Source organism: Vibrio rumoiensis (assembly GCF_002218045.2).
GTDB lineage: Bacteria > Pseudomonadota > Gammaproteobacteria > Enterobacterales > Vibrionaceae > Vibrio > Vibrio rumoiensis.
In genome coordinates, this window is record NZ_AP018685.1 from 42,182 (window position 1) to 61,680 (window position 19,499).

18 protein-coding genes are annotated in these 19,499 nt (G+C 42.6%); 10 read left to right on the top strand and 8 right to left on the bottom strand.

Features of this window, described 5'->3' with window-relative positions:
* Window positions 1-60 precede the first annotated feature (60 nt).
* Window positions 61-330, bottom strand: a complete 270-nt coding sequence (locus VRUMOI_RS00225; RefSeq protein WP_089138056.1) for a DUF1145 domain-containing protein — start codon at window positions 328-330, stop codon at window positions 61-63.
* Window positions 314-958: a 16S rRNA (guanine(966)-N(2))-methyltransferase RsmD gene (gene rsmD, locus VRUMOI_RS00230; protein WP_089138057.1), complete on the bottom strand. Its 645-nt coding sequence runs from the start codon at window positions 956-958 to the stop codon at window positions 314-316. The genes VRUMOI_RS00225 and rsmD overlap by 17 nt, the downstream gene beginning before the upstream one ends.
* A gap of 193 nt (window positions 959-1,151) precedes the next feature.
* Between rsmD and ftsY the strand changes: the two genes are divergently transcribed.
* The 8 genes from ftsY (at window position 1,152) to ubiA (ending at window position 8,372) form a co-directional block, all read left to right on the top strand.
* A complete protein-coding gene (gene ftsY / locus VRUMOI_RS00235) occupies window positions 1,152-2,369 on the top strand; it encodes a signal recognition particle-docking protein FtsY (RefSeq protein ID WP_089138058.1) in 1,218 nt (405 codons plus the stop codon).
* Between the two features lie 40 nt (window positions 2,370-2,409).
* Window positions 2,410-3,084: a cell division ATP-binding protein FtsE gene (gene ftsE / locus VRUMOI_RS00240; RefSeq protein WP_089138059.1), complete on the top strand. Its 675-nt coding sequence runs from the start codon at window positions 2,410-2,412 to the stop codon at window positions 3,082-3,084.
* On the top strand, window positions 3,074-4,051 hold the full coding sequence (gene ftsX, locus VRUMOI_RS00245) for a permease-like cell division protein FtsX (protein WP_089138060.1): 978 nt from the start codon (window positions 3,074-3,076) through the stop codon (window positions 4,049-4,051). The genes ftsE and ftsX overlap by 11 nt, the downstream gene beginning before the upstream one ends.
* Before the next feature lie 267 nt (window positions 4,052-4,318).
* Window positions 4,319-5,173, top strand: coding sequence for an RNA polymerase sigma factor RpoH (rpoH, locus tag VRUMOI_RS00250; protein WP_089138061.1), 855 nt, complete (start codon window positions 4,319-4,321; stop codon window positions 5,171-5,173).
* 427 nt (window positions 5,174-5,600) lie between these two features.
* Complete coding sequence (gene glpE, locus VRUMOI_RS00255) at window positions 5,601-5,924, top strand: thiosulfate sulfurtransferase GlpE (protein ID WP_089138062.1); 324 nt, start codon at window positions 5,601-5,603, stop codon at window positions 5,922-5,924.
* A 103-nt stretch (window positions 5,925-6,027) separates the two neighbouring features.
* Complete coding sequence (glpG, locus tag VRUMOI_RS00260) at window positions 6,028-6,858, top strand: rhomboid family intramembrane serine protease GlpG (RefSeq protein WP_089138063.1); 831 nt, start codon at window positions 6,028-6,030, stop codon at window positions 6,856-6,858.
* Window positions 6,859-6,963: 105 nt separating this feature from the next.
* Window positions 6,964-7,512: a chorismate lyase gene (locus VRUMOI_RS00265; protein ID WP_089138078.1), complete on the top strand. Its 549-nt coding sequence runs from the start codon at window positions 6,964-6,966 to the stop codon at window positions 7,510-7,512.
* Between the two features lie 5 nt (window positions 7,513-7,517).
* On the top strand, window positions 7,518-8,372 hold the full coding sequence (ubiA, locus tag VRUMOI_RS00270; protein WP_089138064.1) for a 4-hydroxybenzoate octaprenyltransferase: 855 nt from the start codon (window positions 7,518-7,520) through the stop codon (window positions 8,370-8,372).
* A 75-nt stretch (window positions 8,373-8,447) separates the two neighbouring features.
* On the opposite strand, the gene VRUMOI_RS00275 is transcribed toward ubiA, so the two are convergent.
* The 4 genes from VRUMOI_RS00275 to hemC are packed head-to-tail and all read right to left on the bottom strand — an operon-like array spanning window position 8,448 to window position 12,406.
* Window positions 8,448-9,629, bottom strand: coding sequence for a heme biosynthesis protein HemY (locus VRUMOI_RS00275; protein ID WP_089138065.1), 1,182 nt, complete (start codon window positions 9,627-9,629; stop codon window positions 8,448-8,450).
* A complete protein-coding gene (locus VRUMOI_RS00280; protein WP_089138066.1) occupies window positions 9,629-10,726 on the bottom strand; it encodes a uroporphyrinogen-III C-methyltransferase in 1,098 nt (365 codons plus the stop codon). Before VRUMOI_RS00280 ends, VRUMOI_RS00275 begins: the two co-directional genes overlap by 1 nt.
* On the bottom strand, window positions 10,716-11,474 hold the full coding sequence (locus VRUMOI_RS00285) for a uroporphyrinogen-III synthase (protein ID WP_089138067.1): 759 nt from the start codon (window positions 11,472-11,474) through the stop codon (window positions 10,716-10,718). Before VRUMOI_RS00285 ends, VRUMOI_RS00280 begins: the two co-directional genes overlap by 11 nt.
* Before the next feature lie 2 nt (window positions 11,475-11,476).
* A complete protein-coding gene (hemC, locus tag VRUMOI_RS00290) occupies window positions 11,477-12,406 on the bottom strand; it encodes a hydroxymethylbilane synthase (RefSeq protein ID WP_089138068.1) in 930 nt (309 codons plus the stop codon).
* A 251-nt stretch (window positions 12,407-12,657) separates the two neighbouring features.
* On the opposite strand from hemC, the gene VRUMOI_RS00295 reads away from it, so the two are divergent.
* Window positions 12,658-15,198, top strand: a complete 2,541-nt coding sequence (locus VRUMOI_RS00295; RefSeq protein WP_089138069.1) for a class I adenylate cyclase — start codon at window positions 12,658-12,660, stop codon at window positions 15,196-15,198.
* 83 nt (window positions 15,199-15,281) lie between these two features.
* Here the strand turns inward: VRUMOI_RS00295 and fadA are convergent, their stop codons facing one another.
* Together fadA and fadB are read right to left on the bottom strand one after the other, a co-directional pair.
* A complete protein-coding gene (fadA, locus tag VRUMOI_RS00300) occupies window positions 15,282-16,451 on the bottom strand; it encodes an acetyl-CoA C-acyltransferase FadA (protein WP_089138070.1) in 1,170 nt (389 codons plus the stop codon).
* 24 nt (window positions 16,452-16,475) lie between these two features.
* Window positions 16,476-18,641: a fatty acid oxidation complex subunit alpha FadB gene (gene fadB, locus VRUMOI_RS00305; protein ID WP_089138071.1), complete on the bottom strand. Its 2,166-nt coding sequence runs from the start codon at window positions 18,639-18,641 to the stop codon at window positions 16,476-16,478.
* 217 nt (window positions 18,642-18,858) lie between these two features.
* On the opposite strand from fadB, the gene VRUMOI_RS00310 reads away from it, so the two are divergent.
* On the top strand, window positions 18,859-19,479 hold the full coding sequence (locus VRUMOI_RS00310; RefSeq protein WP_089138072.1) for a YigZ family protein: 621 nt from the start codon (window positions 18,859-18,861) through the stop codon (window positions 19,477-19,479).
* Window positions 19,480-19,499: the final 20 nt, after the last annotated feature.

Below are 19,499 nucleotides of genomic sequence, written 5' to 3' on the forward strand. Positions count from 1 at the left end.
ATAAAGCCGCGGTTAAATATAACCGCGGCTTTATTGTTTTGAGGTGCTAGAGTAATAGCACTACTTTAAATATTTATTCTTAAGATCGAGTAATGCAAAGGTACCAAATAGCATAATAGACACTTTTTCCCAACGGCTGAGCGTCACACCTTCTGCTAGCGCGGTTGAGAATAATAAACTTTGCAGCCCATGCATAAATAAAGTGAAAATGGCCATCACATTTAGTGCAATGTGTGCTGCACCAGGAAAAGGCTGAACAAGGTTGGTAATAAAAACGCCCCATACTAGTAACATGAAGCCTTTTGCCAAAAGGTTAAACACTTTTTTCATTGCATATTCCTTGGTCTGCCGTGATTTCTTCCGGTGCTTGTAATTGATACAAGCGATAACATACTTGGCCTGCAGTTTTCTCTCTGTGCAATTGCCAATGTGTTGGAATATTGGGTAGTTGCAGCTCTTTCTCTGTCTCGATATAGACTAACCCATTCTCTGCAAGCCAACCATTTTGTTGTAACAAGGTGAGCGTTTGTTCAAGTAAACCTTGGCGAAATGGTGGGTCAATAAAGACCACATCATACGCTTGGCCTGGTTGTTGTAAAAATTGCAATGCATCTTGTTGATGAAGCTCAATATTGCTCGCTTTTAGTTGCGCGCTATTGGTCACTAATTGTTGATAGGCTTGTTTGTTTAGCTCCACCATAGTGACGAGATCCGCTTGGCGAGAGGCCGATTCAAACCCTAATCCACCAGAGCCGGCAAATAAATCTAAGCAGCGCGAGTGCGGTATATCGGCGGCCAGCCAGTTAAATAGCGTTTCTTTAACTCGGTCTGTGGTCGGTCGTAAGCCTTGAGCGTCATGGACAGGTAACTTGCGGCCTCGCCATAAGCCACTGATGATGCGAACAAAACCAACATTGCCTTTGGCTGATTGAGAAGGTGAAGCTTTACGTCTTTGCATAGAATAAACCGCAGATAGATTTTTGAGAGCCTGAATAAAGTGATATTATATACAGAAGTAACTTCAAGGTGCAGGACTTTGCCGTTTTCTCATTACGGATGTTTGGCTATTATTGCTGGTCAATGCGTTAGTTACCCATTCAAACTTAAATAAATTTGCCACTTTAGATCAAAGTGCATGCTAGGACTTGTTCATGACAGCTAAAAAGAAACGCGGTTTACTCTCTTGGCTCGGTTTTGCTGAAGAAGAAGAGAATAAAGCCTCATCCGACCAAAATATTGAAGCCCAACAAGATGAAACTGTAGAGCAAGCGGATGAACAACCAGAAGTCGCAGAGCAAACCTCGACCAATGACGATATTGAGCTTAGCGAACAAGACGTTGAGCCGAGCGCTGAATTATTACAAGAAGCCGAGGTAGAACAAGAAGTATTACCTCAACAAGCGCAAGCATTAGAAGCCGATCGTGTTCAAGAGCAAGTCAAGCCGACCGAAAGCTTCTTTGCACGTTTAAAGCGTAGCCTACAACGTACCAAACAAAATATTGGTGCGGGATTTTTTGGCCTATTTAAAGGTAAAAAAATCGATGATGAATTATTTGAAGAATTAGAAGAGCAGTTGTTGATTGCTGATGTTGGCATGAACACGACCACGAAAATTATTGATAGCTTGACCGAAAAGGCTTCACGCCAAGATCTTAAAGATGGCGAAGCTTTATATGGGTTATTAAAACAAGAAATGGCGGATATCTTAGCGGATGTTGAGCAACCGTTAGAAATTGATACCAGTAAAACGCCTTATGTCATTTTGATGGTTGGTGTGAATGGTGTCGGTAAAACCACTACCATCGGTAAATTAGCCAAACAATTCCAATCGCAAGGTAAGTCGGTGATTCTCGCTGCCGGTGATACCTTCCGTGCTGCCGCGGTAGAGCAGTTGCAAGTGTGGGGACAGCGTAATGATGTTCCGGTTATCGCCCAGCATACTGGGGCAGACAGTGCTTCGGTGATTTATGACGCGATTGAAGCGGCGCGTGCACGTGGCGTTGATGTGGTGATTGCCGATACCGCTGGCCGTTTACAAAATAAGAGCAACCTAATGGAAGAGTTGCGTAAAATTGTGCGCGTGATGAAGAAAATTGATGATTCAGCACCGCATGAAATTATGCTGACTTTAGATGCCGGTACGGGACAAAATGCGATTAGCCAAGCCAAATTGTTCAGCGATGTTGCTCCGGTGACCGGTATTAACTTAACTAAGTTAGATGGCACGGCCAAAGGTGGAGTGATTTTTGCGTTAGCCGATCAATTCCAAATTCCTATCCGTTACATTGGGGTAGGCGAAGGTATTGATGATTTACGTCCATTCCAAGCACAAGACTTTATTGAAGCGCTATTTAGCCGCGAAGAATAATTTTTATCCCATGTTGTGGGATGAGGTTTAAGGGAAAGAAATGATTAAGTTTCAACAAGTCAGCAAGGTATACCGTGGTGGTCACCAAGCGCTGCAAAAAGTCGACTTTCATATACGTCGTGGCGAAATGGCCTTTCTTGGAGGGCATTCAGGTGCCGGTAAGAGTACTCTGTTGAAGTTGATTTGTGCGATTGAGCGCCCTAGTGATGGTAAAATTCACTTTAATGATCACGATATTAGCCGGATTGCGAGTAAAGATATTCCATTTTTACGCCGCAATATTGGCATCATTTTCCAAGATCATAAGCTACTGATGGATCGCACCGTTTTTGATAACGTTGCCTTACCTATGCGTATTGAAGGCGCATCAGAAAATGAAATCAAACGTCGCGTTTCAGCGGCATTAGATAAGATTGGTATGTTGGATAAGGCACCTTGTTTGCCACGTCAACTTTCTGGTGGTGAGCAACAACGCGTTGGTATTGCGCGTGCGGTGGTGAATCGCCCTCGTTTATTGTTAGCCGATGAGCCGACAGGCAACCTCGATCATGAGTTATCTCATCAAGTATTAAATTTACTTGAAGAGTTTAATCGCGCGGGGGTGTCGATCATTCTTGCTACCCACGATTTAGAGTTGGTGAATAGTCGCCCTCAATATCGTCGTTTCGAATTAAACCAAGGTTTTTTAAGTGAGGTAGAGCGTTATGGCCAATAAGAAAGTGAAAGCGGCCAAACCGTCTAAAGAAAACCGTTCTTCTCGTCCAAAGTCTGAAGGTTTTATTCGCACTCATATTAAACAAGCTAAGTTGTCATTACATGCTTTGTTGTCTCGTCCATTAGGCACTATTTTAACGCTTGCAGTGGTTTCAATGTCTTTAACATTACCTGCGACTTTTTATACTGCAGGTAAGAATATCGCCACTGTGGCGGAAGATATGAATAGTGCTTCACAAGTGAGTGTCTACCTGAAAGAAGGCACGCCAGAAGCCCGTTTAATGGTATTGAAAGATCAGGTTGAGAGCTGGCCAGAAGTCGAATCAGTACAATATATTTCGTCACAAAAAGGCTTAGAAGATCTCAGTCAGTTTGCTGGTTTGGAAAAAGCGATGTCACTGCTTAGTGATACGGCTCTGCCGCCAGTGCTTGTCGTGATGCCTAATGCGGAACATCAACAAACGGGCTACGTCAAAATGCTGGCGAAAAAGCTGCAAGCCGAAAGTGATGTGACAGACGTTCGTCTTGATGAAGATTGGTTTGCTCGTCTCGATGCGATCAAACACTTGGCATATATTGTGTCGTGTTCGTTTGCTTTGTTGATGTTGGTATCGGTCTTCTTGATCGTCGGTAATACGTTGCGATTCAACATTCTGGCTCATAAAGAAGAAATCCAAGTGATGAAGCTGATTGGTGCGACGGATCGTTTTATCTTACGACCTTATTTATACACTGGTTTGTGGTTAGGTTTTATTGGTGCTTTAATTGCTTGGTTCCTCACCCTCATTATCACGCTGCTGGTGAGTGGGGCGGTAGATAATTTGGCGAACCTTTATGACAGCCACTTTAGCTTGCTAGGTTTAGGCTGGGATGAAAGCGTGTTGTTATTAATGCTCGGCTCAAGTTTAGGCTGGATAGCCGCGAATTTATCGGCACGAAAACATTTAAAAGAAATTGAACCAGTTTAAAAAAATGGCCTCTAAGTAAGAGGCCTTTTTTCACGGCGTACCTTTCTAAAAAGCGTCTGAAAAGGTCGTGTTAAAGCAATGAATGTGAGTTTGGTAGATTTTCTTTAATAGAATAAAAATTCACTCTTGCATTCACCTGATTTGCTATGAATAATAGTTACCCCCTTGAAGATCTCTACCATAAGGTCCAAAATAGGTGGGTTGAAATTAAGCAAACTGTCTTTTTTAAAAGTGTTTAACCGATTTTAAAGACAAAAGAGGAATTGAATGTCAAACGCATATCCAATGGCTTTAGTCACTTCAGATAGTTTAGATAGCTATATTCGTACCGCCAACAATTATCCAATGCTGACGGTTGAAGAAGAACGTGATTTAGCAGAGCGATTACATTACCACGGTGAGATTGAGGCCGCGAAAGGCCTGATTTTGTCACACCTGCGCTTTGTTGTGCACGTTGCACGTGGCTACTCTGGTTATGGTTTACCTTTAGCGGATTTGATCCAAGAAGGTAATATTGGCTTAATGAAAGCGGTGAAACGCTTCAATCCAGAAGTGGGTGTTCGTCTTGTATCATTTGCTGTGCATTGGATTAAAGCGGAAATCCATGAATACGTATTGCGTAACTGGCGTATTGTTAAAATCGCAACCACCAAAGCACAACGTAAATTATTCTTTAACTTACGTAAGTCTAAAAAACGTTTAGGCTGGTTTAATAACGGTGAAGTTGAAACGGTAGCAAAAGAACTAGGAGTTTCGACAACAGAAGTTCGTGAAATGGAATCTCGTTTAGCGGCGCAAGATGCAACATTTGAGATGCCATCAGAAGATGATGATTCAGTCTCTTCTTACACGGCTCCAGTGTTGTACTTGGAAGATAAGCAATCTGATATTGCCGATAACATTGAAGCGGATAACTGGGAAACTCATACCAATAATCGCTTAGGTCATGCGTTAGCGACACTAGATGAGCGTAGCCAGCATATTGTTCGTTCTCGTTGGTTGGATGACCAAAAAGCAACGTTGCAAGAATTGGCAGATACGTACAATGTTTCGGCTGAACGTATTCGTCAGTTAGAAAAAAATGCGATGAAAAAATTAAAATTAGCGGTCGGTGAATTCTAATTAAACTTCATTAACGGTTAAGTGAACATCAAAAGCCAAGATCATCTGATCTTGGCTTTTTTTATGCGATCTCCTTTCTTTCGTTGCGATCAAATACCAAGATCTCAATGTTACTCACAATGGATCGATTTCTGTGGGTAAATGTGTGGAGAAGCTAGGGGCGAGCATCAGGATCGATACACTATATATAGTGTTACAAGCTTTTTTTTAATGTTGATAAAATCCAGCTTACCCACACTTAGATCAGGATCATCACTACATATTGTGGATCCAAAAATAGAAAACCACTTTATCACCGTAATTCACAGCTTTATCCACAAACGAACAAATTATGTACACAATCATGTGTCCTTACTTTATGTCGGTCTTTGTTTGCTGTGGGATACGTTATACTAGCCAACCTAAATTATCGTAAAAGGAACCTATGATGGACCAGTTTCAACATATCGATGTAGAACAAGCGCAACAAATGATAATCAACCAATCGGCGGTGTTATTGGATATCAGAGATCCACAATCTTTTGCGGTGGCTCATGCTGAGCATGCGAAACACCTTACTAATGATACGATCGTCGCCTTGATGGAAGAATTGGAATTTGATCAACCTTTACTTGTGATGTGCTATCACGGGATCAGTAGCCAAGGCGCGGCACAATATTTGGTAAACCAAGGCTTCGAAGAAGTGTATAGTGTGGATGGTGGCTTTGAAGCTTGGCAACGCAGTGGTTTGCCGATGGTAAAAATGGCTTAAGTGCCTGCTTGATTGTTAAGTTAAGCCTACTCTTTTTGGGGTTAGCATTTCTTTTCGTTAGTATTGAAGCTAATCATTGCCGAAAAAATTAATAGGTAGTCGTATGATTCGTTTGATCGCTTTAAATAATCCCCGTGTCGCTCAATCATTTATTGATTATATGGCATCTCGTGATATTGAAATTTTGATGACGCCTGAAGGTGAAGGGCAGTTTGCGCTGTGGTTAAAACAAGTGGAACATCAAATTGAAGCCGAAGCGGAATTAAAGTTATTTATTGAGAATCCTCGGGCTCAAAAGTATCAAGCGGCTTCCTGGCAAGTAGCGGATTCTCGTACTCAGCAATTTCATTACCATTCACCGAGTTTTATTTCTCAAATCAAAGCGAAAGCGGGCCCATTAACGCTGGCTATTATGGTGATCTGTATTGCCGTGTACGCTTTGCTGTTTTTCGGTTTTGGCCAGCCATTATTTCAATCACTCCATTTTCCAGCCACGCCTGACCAGAAATGGCAATTGTGGCGTTGGGTGAGCCATGCCTTTTTGCATTTTTCGGTTGCTCATATTGCTTTTAACTTATTGTGGTGGTGGCAGTTCGGTGGTGATATTGAGAAAAAACTAGGATCGGGGAAGTTATTACAGATTTTTCTCCTTTCAGCTGCCTTGTCAGGTGCCGCGCAATATTGGGTTGAAGGCGCAAACTTTGGCGGCCTATCGGGTGTGGTTTATGCCTTGATGGGCTACTTATGGATTATCGGTTGGCGTCGACCTGACAAAGGTTTATCCGTTCCACGTCCATTGGTGATCTTTATGTTAGCTTGGCTGGTATTGGGGTTTGTTCAGCCATTTATGGCGATTGCCAACAGTGCCCATTTAGCCGGATTGCTTGCAGGTTGTGGTTTAGCCTCCTTAGAAGGACAGTCAAAAGCGGTATAAGTTTTTGTGCTTTAGGTTTACCTTTCTATCGCGCTGGATATTCGATAAGCCATTCTATTGTTACAATGGCGCTTGGCTGTAATTTTCTGCGACGATTTACACATGATTGAGCAAATGTATTCTTCATATTTTAATTATTTTACGCACCTAGATTGGCAAACTGTGTCGTCGTTTGATTTTGGTGAGAATTTTGATTCTGAGTGGCTGCAAGAACAAGGCTCGCTTTCTCAACGCTTTTCTCTGCAATGTCAGCACCTTTCTGCACAGGTGGTTCGTAATCAAATTTTGCCTATTAGCCAATTAACTCATTTTCAACGAGATATGTTGCTAACAGCAGAGTCTGATGATCAAGATTATTTGTTAAGAGAAGTGATTCTCTCTGCTGATGATGAACCTTGGTTGCTGGGTAGCACTCTAATCCCTCGTTCATCGTTAACCGATGAGCAATTTGATTTATCTAAACAAGGTGAAAAGCCTTTAGGACTCACTGTGTTTCAAGCACAGCAAGTGGCTCGTGATCAATTACATTTAGGAACGGTATCATCGCCACTCGGTGAATTAGCAGCACGAAGTTCACGTTTATGGATGAATCAAAAACCGATGTTGGTTGCTGAATTATTTCTGCCGCCATCGCCTATTTATCGCAAGGAATGAATGATATGACTATGGCAAAAGCTGCGGCTTATTGGCAGCTTACCCGTATGAACCGCCCGATTGGTTCACTGCTTCTATTGTGGCCGACTTTATGGGCATTGTTGTTAGCCGCTGATGGATTACCGGGCTGGAATGTGACCATCGTTTTTGTGTTGGGGGTATTTACTATGCGCTCAGCAGGCTGTGTGATTAATGACTTCGCCGATCGTAAAGTGGATGGTCACGTTAAACGCACCAAAAATCGTCCTTTACCCTCTGGGTTGGTGTCGAGCAAAGAAGCGTTAGTGCTATTTTTTGTCTTAGTGGTGGTGTCATTTTTGTTGGTGTTGAGCATGAATACACTGACAGTTGAATTGTCTCTGGTCGGCGTGGTGTTAGCTTTTATTTATCCCTTCATGAAACGTTTTACCCATGTGCCGCAACTGTTTTTAGGGTTAGCGTTTAGTTGGGCTATTCCAATGGCATGGGCCGCAGAATCGGGTACTCTTCCAGCAGAAGTATGGCTTGTCTTTGTGATTAATGTGTTGTGGACGATTGCGTATGACACTCAATATGCGATGGTCGATCGAGACGATGATTTGAAAATCGGCATTAAATCGACGGCAATTTTATTTGGCCGTTTCGATAAGCTCATCATTGGTTTATTACAATTAGCCAGCTTATTACTGCTAATGGTGCTGGGAGATTGGATGGGATTATCACATGCCTATTATTGGAGCTTGCTTGCTGCAGCGGCTTTGTTTGTGTACCAACAACGTTTAATTAAAGATCGCGATAGAGAGCTTTGTTTTACGGCGTTTTTAAATAATAACTACGTCGGAATGATTATTGCGGTAGGTATGCTCATTAGCGTGATTTAATTTCGAAGGTAATAAAAATCCCCAATGTTAGTTGCCTAATCATTGGGGAAAATGTGCTTTATTGAATAAGGCTCTCTACTTTTTGTCTATTAGTGACAGCGCTTTACGAGACACTTCTCCCGCGGCTTGCTTCATATTTTGATGTTCAAGCGCATCTGCTAAATAAGAATAGTCGGCAATACTGGCTCGCTGGTGAAGTGCATTTTCAAAGGCTTTTTGCGCTTCAGGCCACTTTTGCTCTCGTAAATATAGCTGGCCTAATGTGCTGCTAATCTCTGGATTATTCGGTTGTTTTTTGGCTAATCCTTCCAGCATCAATACTGCAGGGTGGACATCGGGTAAGTCAATTTGCGTGATGAGTGGTAATAGCTTATTCGATGCTGTTTGTTTGAGCGCATCGCGTAAAATGATATAAGCCTCAGAATCACCATTGTGTAGGATCAGTTGTTCAATCATCAACTGAACCACATTGTCATCCTGTTTCAGCTTTTTCGGTAGGTGGCTCCAATATGACAGTAAACCTTCTACACCTTGTTGTGCACCGACTTCTTTCATTTTACCTAGTTGAGCTTGATAAAAAAGGTGGTGATATTCTTCATCTGAAATGAGCTTAGCCTTCTTTAAGCGCGGTAATAATTCATCTAACGCACTCCATAACTCCAGTCCCAGGTAAGTTTTTTTCAATAGATTAAGAATGATGGTGTTATTCGGATAACGACCTTTTAGATGCTCAAGTTGGCTATGTGCATCTGCATATTGTTGGTTGCGCACCATTTGGCGTATTTTCGTCATTTCAACCGCAAGAGAAAACCCATCTTGTTGTTCTGCTAAAGCGAGGTATTTTTCTCTTTTGGCATTATCACCCATACCTTGCGCCGCTTCTGATGCGATCAAATAGCACAACAATGGCATATCATGATGATTCGCCCAGCGGGTGACTTTTTTTTCAGCGCCTTTCCAATCACCTTCTAATAATTTGATGATACCTTCGTTGGCGTAGCGGCGTGCTCGTTTTAGTTTGCGTACGCTAAACCAATTCCAGGTCGCATTGGTGGCACGTAAGCCTCGTTTGATGATAAATTCCAGTAAAAATAGCGCGGCTAACGTTGCCACGACAAAGATCACTAGAGTAGTGACACTCATTTCGGTAGTCGTATTAGCAAACGAAATCAGCACGTATCCTTGCTGGTCTGAAAATAGGGTGCCTGCAAATAAGCCTAAGCCTAATACGATGAAGATAAAAACGATACGAAACATTATTTATCTCCTTGTCCAACCGCTGAAATAGAACGACGTAATCGGTCAGAAATCAGTTCGGTTAATGGTTTTTGCGTTTTGAGCTTCACTGGGTAGTCGACGGTGATGTCTTTTTTCTGCAGCTGAGCAATTTCTTGTTCAAACTGTTTCACTTTAATCGATTGTTGGTTAAAGAATTTTGTCGACCATTCTTGAGCAACATTCAATGACGTTTGATAAATATCGTTATTTTCTGCGTAAACCCCTTTAATCGCGGTTTCGAGTTTGGCCTTCATATTTTCTTTTAAATAGAAATGTTGAGTCGGAGATAAAAGAGGAGTGGTATTCCCTTCTCGAGTTCGGAAGGTAATGAAGTGGCCGGCGAACTCTTGCAATGATGTCATTAAGTTGGTTTGCCAGTCATTAATGTCTTCTGATACGACTTGTTGCTGCTGTTTTTCTTCTTTAGGGAGTAAAGCATTAGCAAGCGGCAGTTGATCGACTTCTTGTTGGAGGCTGATAAGTTTGAGTATTAAGCCTTCTTTGTCGATAACAGGTAAAGATTTTAACTGGGTAATGTCGTCCGCCATCGCTTTGCGTAATGGAACTAAGCTTGGGTCATTGAGTGCTGCAATTCTTTGATCTGCAGACATCATTAATTGGGTGGCAGATTCAACATCATGTTCTAAAAATAGCTTACGTCCTGCCATTTTGACGAGGTAGTCTGCTTCGGCAAGTAACCAATCATTTGGGCGTCGGCCTTTGATATCGGTGATAGCTAGTTGTAGGCTTTTGATGCTTTTTTCTTGTTGCTCGGCTTGAGTTTCAAGTTTGTGTTGCAATGCGGTGGTTTGTTTCTCTACCGCAGACTGATTATTTTCAAGCCCATCATTAATATGCGTTGTTAAACGGCTCACTTGAGCTTTTAGCTGATTGATCGTTTGTTGGCTTTGCGTGTATTGATACGCTTCAAATGCGATGACGGATCCGGTAAGCAGTACCGCTAGAATAATGGCGGCAGTAGCACGCTTTTGGCCTTTATTTTTTTGAGGCTTGGTTTGAGTTGAAGCACTTACCTCAGCCATCGTGTCATTAATATTGTTATGGTTATCTGTCATGTTTTTGTCCTGTGGTAAAGGTATTACTGAGGCAATCTAATAAAACAGGATTAGCAGCACTTCCTGTATTGATTATATGTGAAAAACCGAGTTCTTCTGCTTGTTGGTGAATACGTAAGCTAGGAACATAAAGCTTTAATTGGACTACCCACGGTAAATACTGCTTTGGCACTTGTGATATAAAAAATGCAAGTTGCTCACCACTGGTAATGACTAAGTGAGAAACGCCTTGCATTTTCCACTGCTCCCATAGATGGATATCCTTTATTGGAAGCAAGTTTCTACGATAGATTTCATTGTAAAAAACGGTTGCGCCACGCTGTTGTAATGTTTGGTGTATCAACTCTCTTCCACCATTACCTCTTAGTATCAAAATACGCTTGTTTTTCACTAACTTCAAAGCTGGTAAGTCCAGTAAGTGTTCGCTGTCACTTATTTGAGGTGAAAGGACGGACTGTTGGGTATATTGTTGTAGTAATTCGGCGGTTTTGTTGCCAATAGCAAAGTATTTGGGTTTGGTAGGGAAAGATTGGTGTATCGTTTTTAGGGTATATTGAGCCCAGAAAACGGCATATTGACTCACCGCAATCACAATATCAGCCTGAGATAAGTCATCCATTAGCGATGAGTAATCCCTGCCTTGTGATACGTCGATTAAGGGATGGTGAATACTTGCAATCTGACGTTGTTGCAGATTGAAGCAGAGCATTTCACCATCCTGTCCTGGGCGAGTAACGAGAACCGTCATTATTATTCGCTATATAACTTTTCTAAGATCTCTTTTGCGCCATCGCCTAATAACTGATTGGCTAATTGAATGCCGAGTTGTTCCGCGTCTTTTCGGTGGCCTTTTATTTCACCGCGTACAATTAGGCTGCCATCTGGCTCGCCGACTAAGCCTCTTAACCAGATTTGCTCACCCTCTAATAATGAATAACTGCCGATAGGGACTTGGCAACCACCTTGCAGTGTAAGGTTCATGGCTCGTTCACATAATACTCGGTCAACAGTATCAATATCATTAAGTGGCGCAAGTAGTTCGATCAGACGGGTATCATCGAGTCGACATTCAATGCCAACGGCACCTTGGCCGACTGCTGGTAGAGATACTTCTGGTTCAATAAAGCTGCGAATACGCTCTTCCAGCTCGAGACGTTTGAGACCTGCGGCCGCTAAAACAATCGCGTCGTATTCACCTGCATCTAATTTTCCTAAGCGCGTACCAACATTGCCGCGCAATTCTTTGATGACGAGATCTGGGCGGCGTTCTTTGAGTTGGCATTGGCGGCGTAAACTGCACGTTCCGACTACGGATCCTTGTGGGAGTTCATCAATGTTTTGATAGTGATTCGACACAAATGCATCGCGCGGGTCGCCACGTTCACAAATCGTGACGAGTCCTAAGCCTTCAGGAAAATCAACCGGCACATCTTTCATTGAGTGAACAGCAAGATCGGCGCGGCCTTCTAGCATTGCTACTTCTAATTCTTTAACAAAAAGCCCTTTACCACCCACTTTTGCTAGCGGTGTATCTAAAATAATATCGCCTTTGGTCACCATAGTAACAAGCTCGACTTCAAGACCTGGATGCGCTTGTTGTAAGGCGTCTTTAACGAAATAAGCCTGCCAAAGAGCTAAAGGGCTTTTACGAGTGGCGATACGAATGGGTGTGGTTGACATAAAGTGACCTTTTATTACTTAATATTTATCTCTAATCCTATCATTCATTGTATAAAAAACTTACTTTCCTAGGCGTTATTTTTAGGAAAAGGAATAATAATTTGAATTGGTTCATACAGGACTAAAGTAGTAGATGACATCGGGTTGTATAATGTTTACCCAGCGGCAAAAAAGTGTTAGATTGATCACGTTTTTAGCCCTATATTGGTTTAGGTGTCACCGTTTTATTTCAGTGCCGTTAGGACGTTATCTTGCAAGCATATACGACTATATTAATCGACAGATTAGATAAGCTTAACCAGCAAAGGGTTGAGCGAGCGTTGTCTATTATGGATAAACAAAGTCAGCAAGTTTTCCATCTTATCCCTGTTTTATTGCATTTTAACCACCCAAACCTACCTGGGTTCAATCCAGATTGCCCTCCCTGCGGTGTCAGTAATTTTTCTCTCAGTCACCCTCAACTTCAAGCTCTGCAAGAATTTGATTTTGATGAAAACCTAGATTTATCAACGCTTGTTCAACCTTCATCTCAGACGCCTGAAATTCTTGCGCTTTATACGATGGGAAGCACGTCATCGGTTGGACAAAGCGCTTCGAGTGATTTGGATATCTGGGTGTGCATTGCCCCGAGCATGGGGGCCGATGAGCGCACTAAATTAATTAATAAATGTTTATTAGTGACTGAGTGGGCGAAAAGTTTAGGGGTTGAAGCGAACTTCTTCTTAATGGATGAAACTCGCTTTCGTACCAATCAATCTGAAGAAATGACAGGGGATAACTGCGGTTCTTCTCAGCATTTATTATTATTAGACGAATTTTACCGCTCAGCCGTGCGTATTGCTGGGCAGCGTTTGTTGTGGCAAATCGTACCTCCAGAAATGGAAGAGTGCTATGACGAATATGTACAAAAGATTTGTAACAGTGGGCATATCGATTGTTCACAATGGATGGATTTTGGTCAATTGCATCATATTCCAGCGGAAGAGTATTTCGGCTCGAACTTATGGCAATTGTATAAAAGTATCGATTCTCCATATAAATCGGTTCTAAAGGCCATCTTACTTGAGTCGTATTCATGGGAATACCCATATCCTCAGCTATTAAGTGTTGAAACCAAGCGTCGTTTTTTTGCTCATGAGCAGAAAGAATACGGTATGGACAGCTATTATCTGATGCTGGAAAAAGTGACGCATTATCTAGAGCGAATTGGCGATAAGCGTCGTTTAGAATTGGTAAGGCGTTGTTTTTATCTTAAAACGCATGAAAAACTTTCTCGTGAACCTGGTTCTAATTTTGTGGCGTGGCGTCATTCTGCCTTGCAAGATCTTGTTGCGAAATGGGGTTGGAGTGATGAGTTAATTGAAGAGCTGGATAATCGTCGTCACTGGAAAGTAGAACAAGTGAAAAAAGTGCATCATGAGTTGCTTGATGCGCTCATGCTGAGCTATCGAAATTTGATTCAGTTTGCTCGTCGTCATGACATTACTTCGGCGATCAGTCCACAAGACATCAGCATCTTGGCGAGAAAGCTTTACGCGGCGTTTGAAACACTACCGGGTAAAGTCACTTTACTGAATACTCAAATTTCCCCAGATTTGCATGAACCGAACTTAACCTTTATTCAAGTCCCTGAAGGGCGGGTAAATAAAGCGGGTTGGTATCTTTATAAGCAACCTCTCGATCCGTATCAAATTTTAGGTAGAGCGCCGCTGGAACATAACCAATATTTAAGTAAATTGGTCGCCTGGGCGTTCTTCAATGGCTTGATTACCGAAGGGACTCACCTTGAAAAGGTAGTTCGTCACGCGGATATCGATATCGATAAGCTTTATCAGATGGTCAGTGATCTGCGTAATACCTTCTCTTTGCGTAAGCGTCGTCCAACCATGCAAGCGTTGGCCAGCCCATGTGAAGTCAGCCAGCTCTCGATATTTATTAATTTAGAAAGTGATCCAACGACCAAGCTAAAGCCTTATCAATTGAAGACAGATCTTAAAAACTCGATCGACGTCTTTAGTTTTTCTGAGGAGCAAAAGTGCTTGGTATCGAGTGTCGATTTGGTTTATCGCAATTCTTGGCATGAAGTGAGAACGCTGCATTTTTCCGGTGAAACCGCGATTATTGAAGCGTTAAAAACCATTTTAGGCAAAATGCACCAAGATGCGCGGCCACCAGAATCGGTGGATGTATTTTGTTATAGCGAAAATATGCGCGGCATCATGCGTAATATGGTGTACCAATTACTTGCTGAGTGCATCGAGTTACGTTTAAAGCCGGTCGAAAATGAAAAACGTCGTCGATTCAAAGTTCTGAAGGTGGCCAATCAAATGTATGGTCTCTTTTTCGAACGTCGCGGTGTGTCGGTGATGAAACTTGAGAATTCTATTGATTTTTATAGCAGCATATCGACCAATAAACTGCAGGGTGCGCCTTTACTTAAAGTGGGTAAAAACCAAGAATTGCCGCCACCTGATGTGGTGGATGCTTACGCCAGTGAAGGATTGATTCAGTTTTTCTTTGAAGGGGATGATGACGGCTTCAACATTTATGTTTTGGATGAAAGCAATCGAGTTGAAGTCTATCGACAGTTTGATGGTAATCGTGATGATATGGTGAGAACCGTGAATCGTTTTTACACCAATAACACTGAAGGGCTTGAATCTGAATCGAAATGTAATTTCAACCTACCGCAGTATTATCAGATTATTCACCCTGATAGTGGAGAAAGTTATGTGGTGCCATATCGCAGTACCGCGACCAATTGCTCTAGTAGCGAAATGCATGTCAAATAACGTTTTCCGAGCGACAAAAGTATAAAAATAAGGGCCACTTCATTTGAGTGGCCCTTGTTGTTTTTGGCTAAAATTAAAATGATTTAGCTATCGACGCGCTCAAAGACGGTTGCGATACCTTGGCCAAGTCCGATACACATCGTGGCAAGGCCAAACTGAACATCGTTGGCTTCCATTAGGTTAATCAGAGTAGTTGAGATGCGAGAGCCAGAGCAACCTAGTGGGTGACCAAGTGCAATGGCACCACCATTTAAGTTAACTTTTTCGTCCATCACATCCAGTAAGCCAAGGTCTTTAGCACACGGTAGCGCTTGGGCAGCAAAGGCTTCATTTAGCTCAATCATGCCCATATCTTCAATTGATAATCCTGCGCGTTTTAACGCTTTTTGTGTGGCAGGAACAGGGCCGTAACCCATGGTCGATGGATCGCAACCTGCTACTGCCATCGCGCGAATACGTGCACGAATTGGTAAACCTAGCTCTTTTGCTTTGGCTTCGCTCATCACCAACATTGCCGAAGCGCCATCTGACAGTGCTGATGAGGTTCCTGCTGTGACTGTGCCATTGGCTGGGTCAAAAACAGGGCGAAGTTGAGCCAGTGTTTCGACAGTGGTTTCTGGGCGAATCACTTCATCGTAGTCATATAACTTTAATGAACCATCTTCGGTATGACCTTCTGTCGGTAGAATTTCATTTTTGAAGCGGCCTTCTACTGTTGCAGCATGTGCACGACGGTGAGAGCGAGCTCCAAATTCATCTTGCGCTTCACGACTGATGCCATGAACTTTACCTAGCATCTCTGCGGTAAGTCCCATCATACCTGCCGCTTTTGCGACATTTTTTGCTAGACCAGGGTGGAAATCAACACCATGGTTCATTGGTACATGGCCCATGTGTTCCACGCCACCAATTAAGCAAATTTGTGCATCACCGACCATGATGGCTCGTGAAGCATCGTGCAGTGCTTGCATTGATGAACCACATAAACGGTTTACGGTGACTGCGCCTACATTTTTCGGCACTCCGGCAAGTAGAGCAGCATTACGCGCAATGTTAAAGCCTTGCTCTAAGGTTTGCTGTACACACCCCCAATACACATCTTCAATTTGAGTGGGATCGACCTGAGGGTTACGTTTTAAAATCCCTTTCATTAGATGAGCTGATAAATCTTCTGCACGTACATGGCGAAATGCGCCGGCTTTTGAACGACCCATTGGTGTACGAATACAATCGACAATAACTACATTATTCATTTTGATTTTCCTTATCCAACGTCGTTAAACAGCAGCGGTTTGACTGGCGTAAAAAGTGTCGCCCTTTTCGGCCATATCCAATAGTAATTGCGGTACGCGATACATTGGGCTTAGGTCGGCATATTGTGAGGCTGCTTGGATATATGTTTGTAATCCAATGCTATCTAGGTAACGGAACACACCTCCACGGAATGGAGGAAAGCCTAGTCCATAAATGAGCGCCATATCGGCTTCTTGCGGTGAAGCAATAATGCCTTCTTCTAAACATAAGACGACTTCATTAATCATTGGAATCATGGTGCGATTGATGATCTCTTCATCAGAGAAATCTTGCTTAGTGGCTGTGATACCTTCAAATAGCGATAGGACATCTTGATCAAAGGTTTTCTTTGGTTTGCCTTTACGATCCACTGAGTATTGATAGAAACCACTGCCATTTTTCTGACCATATTTATCGGCTTCAAATAATGCATCAATGGTATCTTTGCCGTCTTTACCCATACGCTCTGGGAAACCTTCAGCCATCACCGCTTGTGCATGGTGAGCTGTGTCAATACCGACGACGTCGAGCAAATAAGCTGGTCCCATTGGCCAACCGAATTTACGTTCCATTACTTTATCGATTTGGGTGAAGTCAGCACCGTCACGCATTAGCAGACTGAAACCACCAAAGTAAGGGAATAGCACACGGTTAACAAAGAACCCTGGGCAGTCATTGACCACAATGGGGGATTTTCCCATTTGAGCGGCATAAGCCACGACTTTATTGATCGTGTTTTCTGAAGTATGTTCACCACGAATAATCTCAACCAAAGGCATACGATGTACTGGGTTAAAGAAGTGCATACCACAGAAATTTTCTGGGTGTTTTACTGCTTGAGCTAATTGATTGATTGGAATGGTAGAAGTATTAGAGGCAATGATGGCTCCCTCTTTTGCATGTTGTTCCACTTCCGCCAGTACCGCGGCTTTGACTTTTGGATTTTCAACCACCGCTTCGACAACCACATCGGCTTGTTCAATACCTGCATAGTGTAGGCTTGGAGTGATCGACGCTAAAATTTGTGACAGCTTGAAACCATCGATTTTGCCACGTTCCAGTTGTTTGTTGAGTAGTTTGGAAGCTTCGGTCATGCCAAGGTCGAGCGAGGATTGTGCGATATCTTTCATTAAGACCGGCACACCTTTCGATGCTGATTGATAAGCGATACCACCGCCCATGATACCTGCACCTAGTACCGCGGCTCGTTCGGTTTTCTCTGAATTTTTACCTGCTTTTTTAGCCATTCCTTTGATGTACTGATCATTAAGGAATAAGCCAATCAGGGATTGAGCCACTTCTGTTTTGGCCATTTTAACGAAGTATTTACGCTCAATATCTAAAGCTTGATCTCGGCTAGAGGTTGACGCTTCTTCAATTGCTTTTACTGAAGCAATTGGCGCTGGATAGTGTGGCCCAGCTTTGGCTGAAATCATGCCTTTGGCCATAGTAAAGCTCATCAAAGCTTCCACTTTACTTAAAGATAAGGCGGAGGTTTTTTGCTGGCGACGAGCTTGCCAATCAATTTTGCCATCGATGGCTTGTTTGAGAGTTTCGATTGCAGAGGCTTCGAGTTGCTCTGTATTGACGATCGCATCTAATAAACCTAGTTTAATGGCTTCGCCAGCCTTTTGTTGTTTGGCCGTTGCGATCATTTCCATGGCATTATCTGCACCGATAACGCGAGGTAGACGAACGGTACCACCGAAACCAGGGATAATACCGAGCTTGGTTTCTGGAAGGCCAATCACTGCCGTGTTATCACCAATGCGTAGGTCAGATGAAAGAATCAGTTCGCAACCACCGCCCAATGCAAAACCACGGATTACCGATAATGTTGGAAAAGGTAGGTCTTCTAATTTGCAGAAAATATCATTGGCGTATTTTACCCAGTGATCCAGTTCTTCAGCTGGCTTGGCAAATAATCCGAGAAACTCTTTGATATCGGCTCCCACAATAAAGGCATCTTTATCTGAATTAAGAATTAACCCGGTAATTCCCGGTTGTGCTTTAATTGCGTCAATCGCTTCGTCTAAGGCGGCGAGAGTCTTTGTGTTGAGAGTATTGACGGAGCCTTCAGCGCTAAAAGTAAGCTGAGCGATACCATCTTGTAATTCTTTTACGTGTAGGGACGTATGTTGGTAAATCATTGTCTATCTCCATGACGAACAAACGGTATTGTTGTAGAGCAACTTATTATCGTTTTTCTCTGGTTTGACCAGGTTGTTACAGTCTTGATCGTGTAATTGTTAACTTCAATAACAATTCAAACAATTGTTTGAAATTTGTGCGCGAGGTCATTTTGTGGACCATCAAGGGCTACATCACGTGTTAAACTGAGGCACTTTATTTTTGAGGTCGTGTGTTATGAATGAGCAGCCATATTTAATTCCCGCTGATAGGGTGATATTTGAAGAGGAAATTAAGAAAAGTCTTTTTATTACTCAGCTTGCTCATACACCAACAATTGAAAGTGCTAAAGCGTTTATTGAGCAAGTTAAGTTACAACATGCTGCGGCTCGTCATAATTGCTGGGGCTTTGTTGCTGGAAGACCGGATGATTCTTTATTATGGGGATTTAGCGATGATGGTGAGCCTTCAGGGACAGCAGGAAAACCGATATTAGCCCAACTCTCCGGTTCTGGCATTGGTGAAATGACTGCGGTAATAACGCGTTATTCTGGCGGCATTAAATTAGGCACTGGCGGATTAGTCAAAGCGTATGGTGGAGGTGTGCAGCAAGCTCTCAAGCAAGTTCAAACTATTGAGAAAAAGATCACTACCCAATTGCAGCTAAGGTTAGACTACTCTTTAATGCCTTTAGTGCAATCTCTTATGGTTCAATATCAAGTGACTCAACTTGATGCAAAATTTGAACATCGCATTGACTTGTTAGTTGAGATCGATATAAGAGAGGCGGACGTGTTTAAACAGACCCTAGTAAATAAAACGGGTGCTAAGGTTGAGATCAAACCGAAACACATATAATCCTCAATTTTAAAAGGACT

What these genes read in the sequence shown, in the direction of transcription:
- glpE (WP_089138062.1), top strand. Translation starts at nt 5,601, where the DNA reads ATGGACCAGTTTCAACATATCGATGTAGAACAAGCGCAACAAATGATA.
- VRUMOI_RS00310 (WP_089138072.1), top strand. Translation starts at nt 18,859, where the DNA reads ATGAATGAGCAGCCATATTTAATTCCCGCTGATAGGGTGATATTTGAA.
- glpG (WP_089138063.1), top strand. Translation starts at nt 6,028, where the DNA reads ATGATTCGTTTGATCGCTTTAAATAATCCCCGTGTCGCTCAATCATTT.
- rsmD (WP_089138057.1), bottom strand. Translation starts at nt 958, where the DNA reads ATGCAAAGACGTAAAGCTTCACCTTCTCAATCAGCCAAAGGCAATGTT.
- ubiA (WP_089138064.1), top strand. Translation starts at nt 7,518, where the DNA reads ATGACTATGGCAAAAGCTGCGGCTTATTGGCAGCTTACCCGTATGAAC.
- rpoH (WP_089138061.1), top strand. Translation starts at nt 4,319, where the DNA reads ATGTCAAACGCATATCCAATGGCTTTAGTCACTTCAGATAGTTTAGAT.
- hemC (WP_089138068.1), bottom strand. Translation starts at nt 12,406, where the DNA reads ATGTCAACCACACCCATTCGTATCGCCACTCGTAAAAGCCCTTTAGCT.
- ftsX (WP_089138060.1), top strand. Translation starts at nt 3,074, where the DNA reads ATGGCCAATAAGAAAGTGAAAGCGGCCAAACCGTCTAAAGAAAACCGT.
- VRUMOI_RS00285 (WP_089138067.1), bottom strand. Translation starts at nt 11,474, where the DNA reads ATGACGGTTCTCGTTACTCGCCCAGGACAGGATGGTGAAATGCTCTGC.
- ftsE (WP_089138059.1), top strand. Translation starts at nt 2,410, where the DNA reads ATGATTAAGTTTCAACAAGTCAGCAAGGTATACCGTGGTGGTCACCAA.
- fadA (WP_089138070.1), bottom strand. Translation starts at nt 16,451, where the DNA reads ATGAATAATGTAGTTATTGTCGATTGTATTCGTACACCAATGGGTCGT.
- VRUMOI_RS00280 (WP_089138066.1), bottom strand. Translation starts at nt 10,726, where the DNA reads ATGACAGATAACCATAACAATATTAATGACACGATGGCTGAGGTAAGT.
- ftsY (WP_089138058.1), top strand. Translation starts at nt 1,152, where the DNA reads ATGACAGCTAAAAAGAAACGCGGTTTACTCTCTTGGCTCGGTTTTGCT.
- VRUMOI_RS00225 (WP_089138056.1), bottom strand. Translation starts at nt 330, where the DNA reads ATGAAAAAAGTGTTTAACCTTTTGGCAAAAGGCTTCATGTTACTAGTA.
- fadB (WP_089138071.1), bottom strand. Translation starts at nt 18,641, where the DNA reads ATGATTTACCAACATACGTCCCTACACGTAAAAGAATTACAAGATGGT.
- VRUMOI_RS00275 (WP_089138065.1), bottom strand. Translation starts at nt 9,629, where the DNA reads ATGTTTCGTATCGTTTTTATCTTCATCGTATTAGGCTTAGGCTTATTT.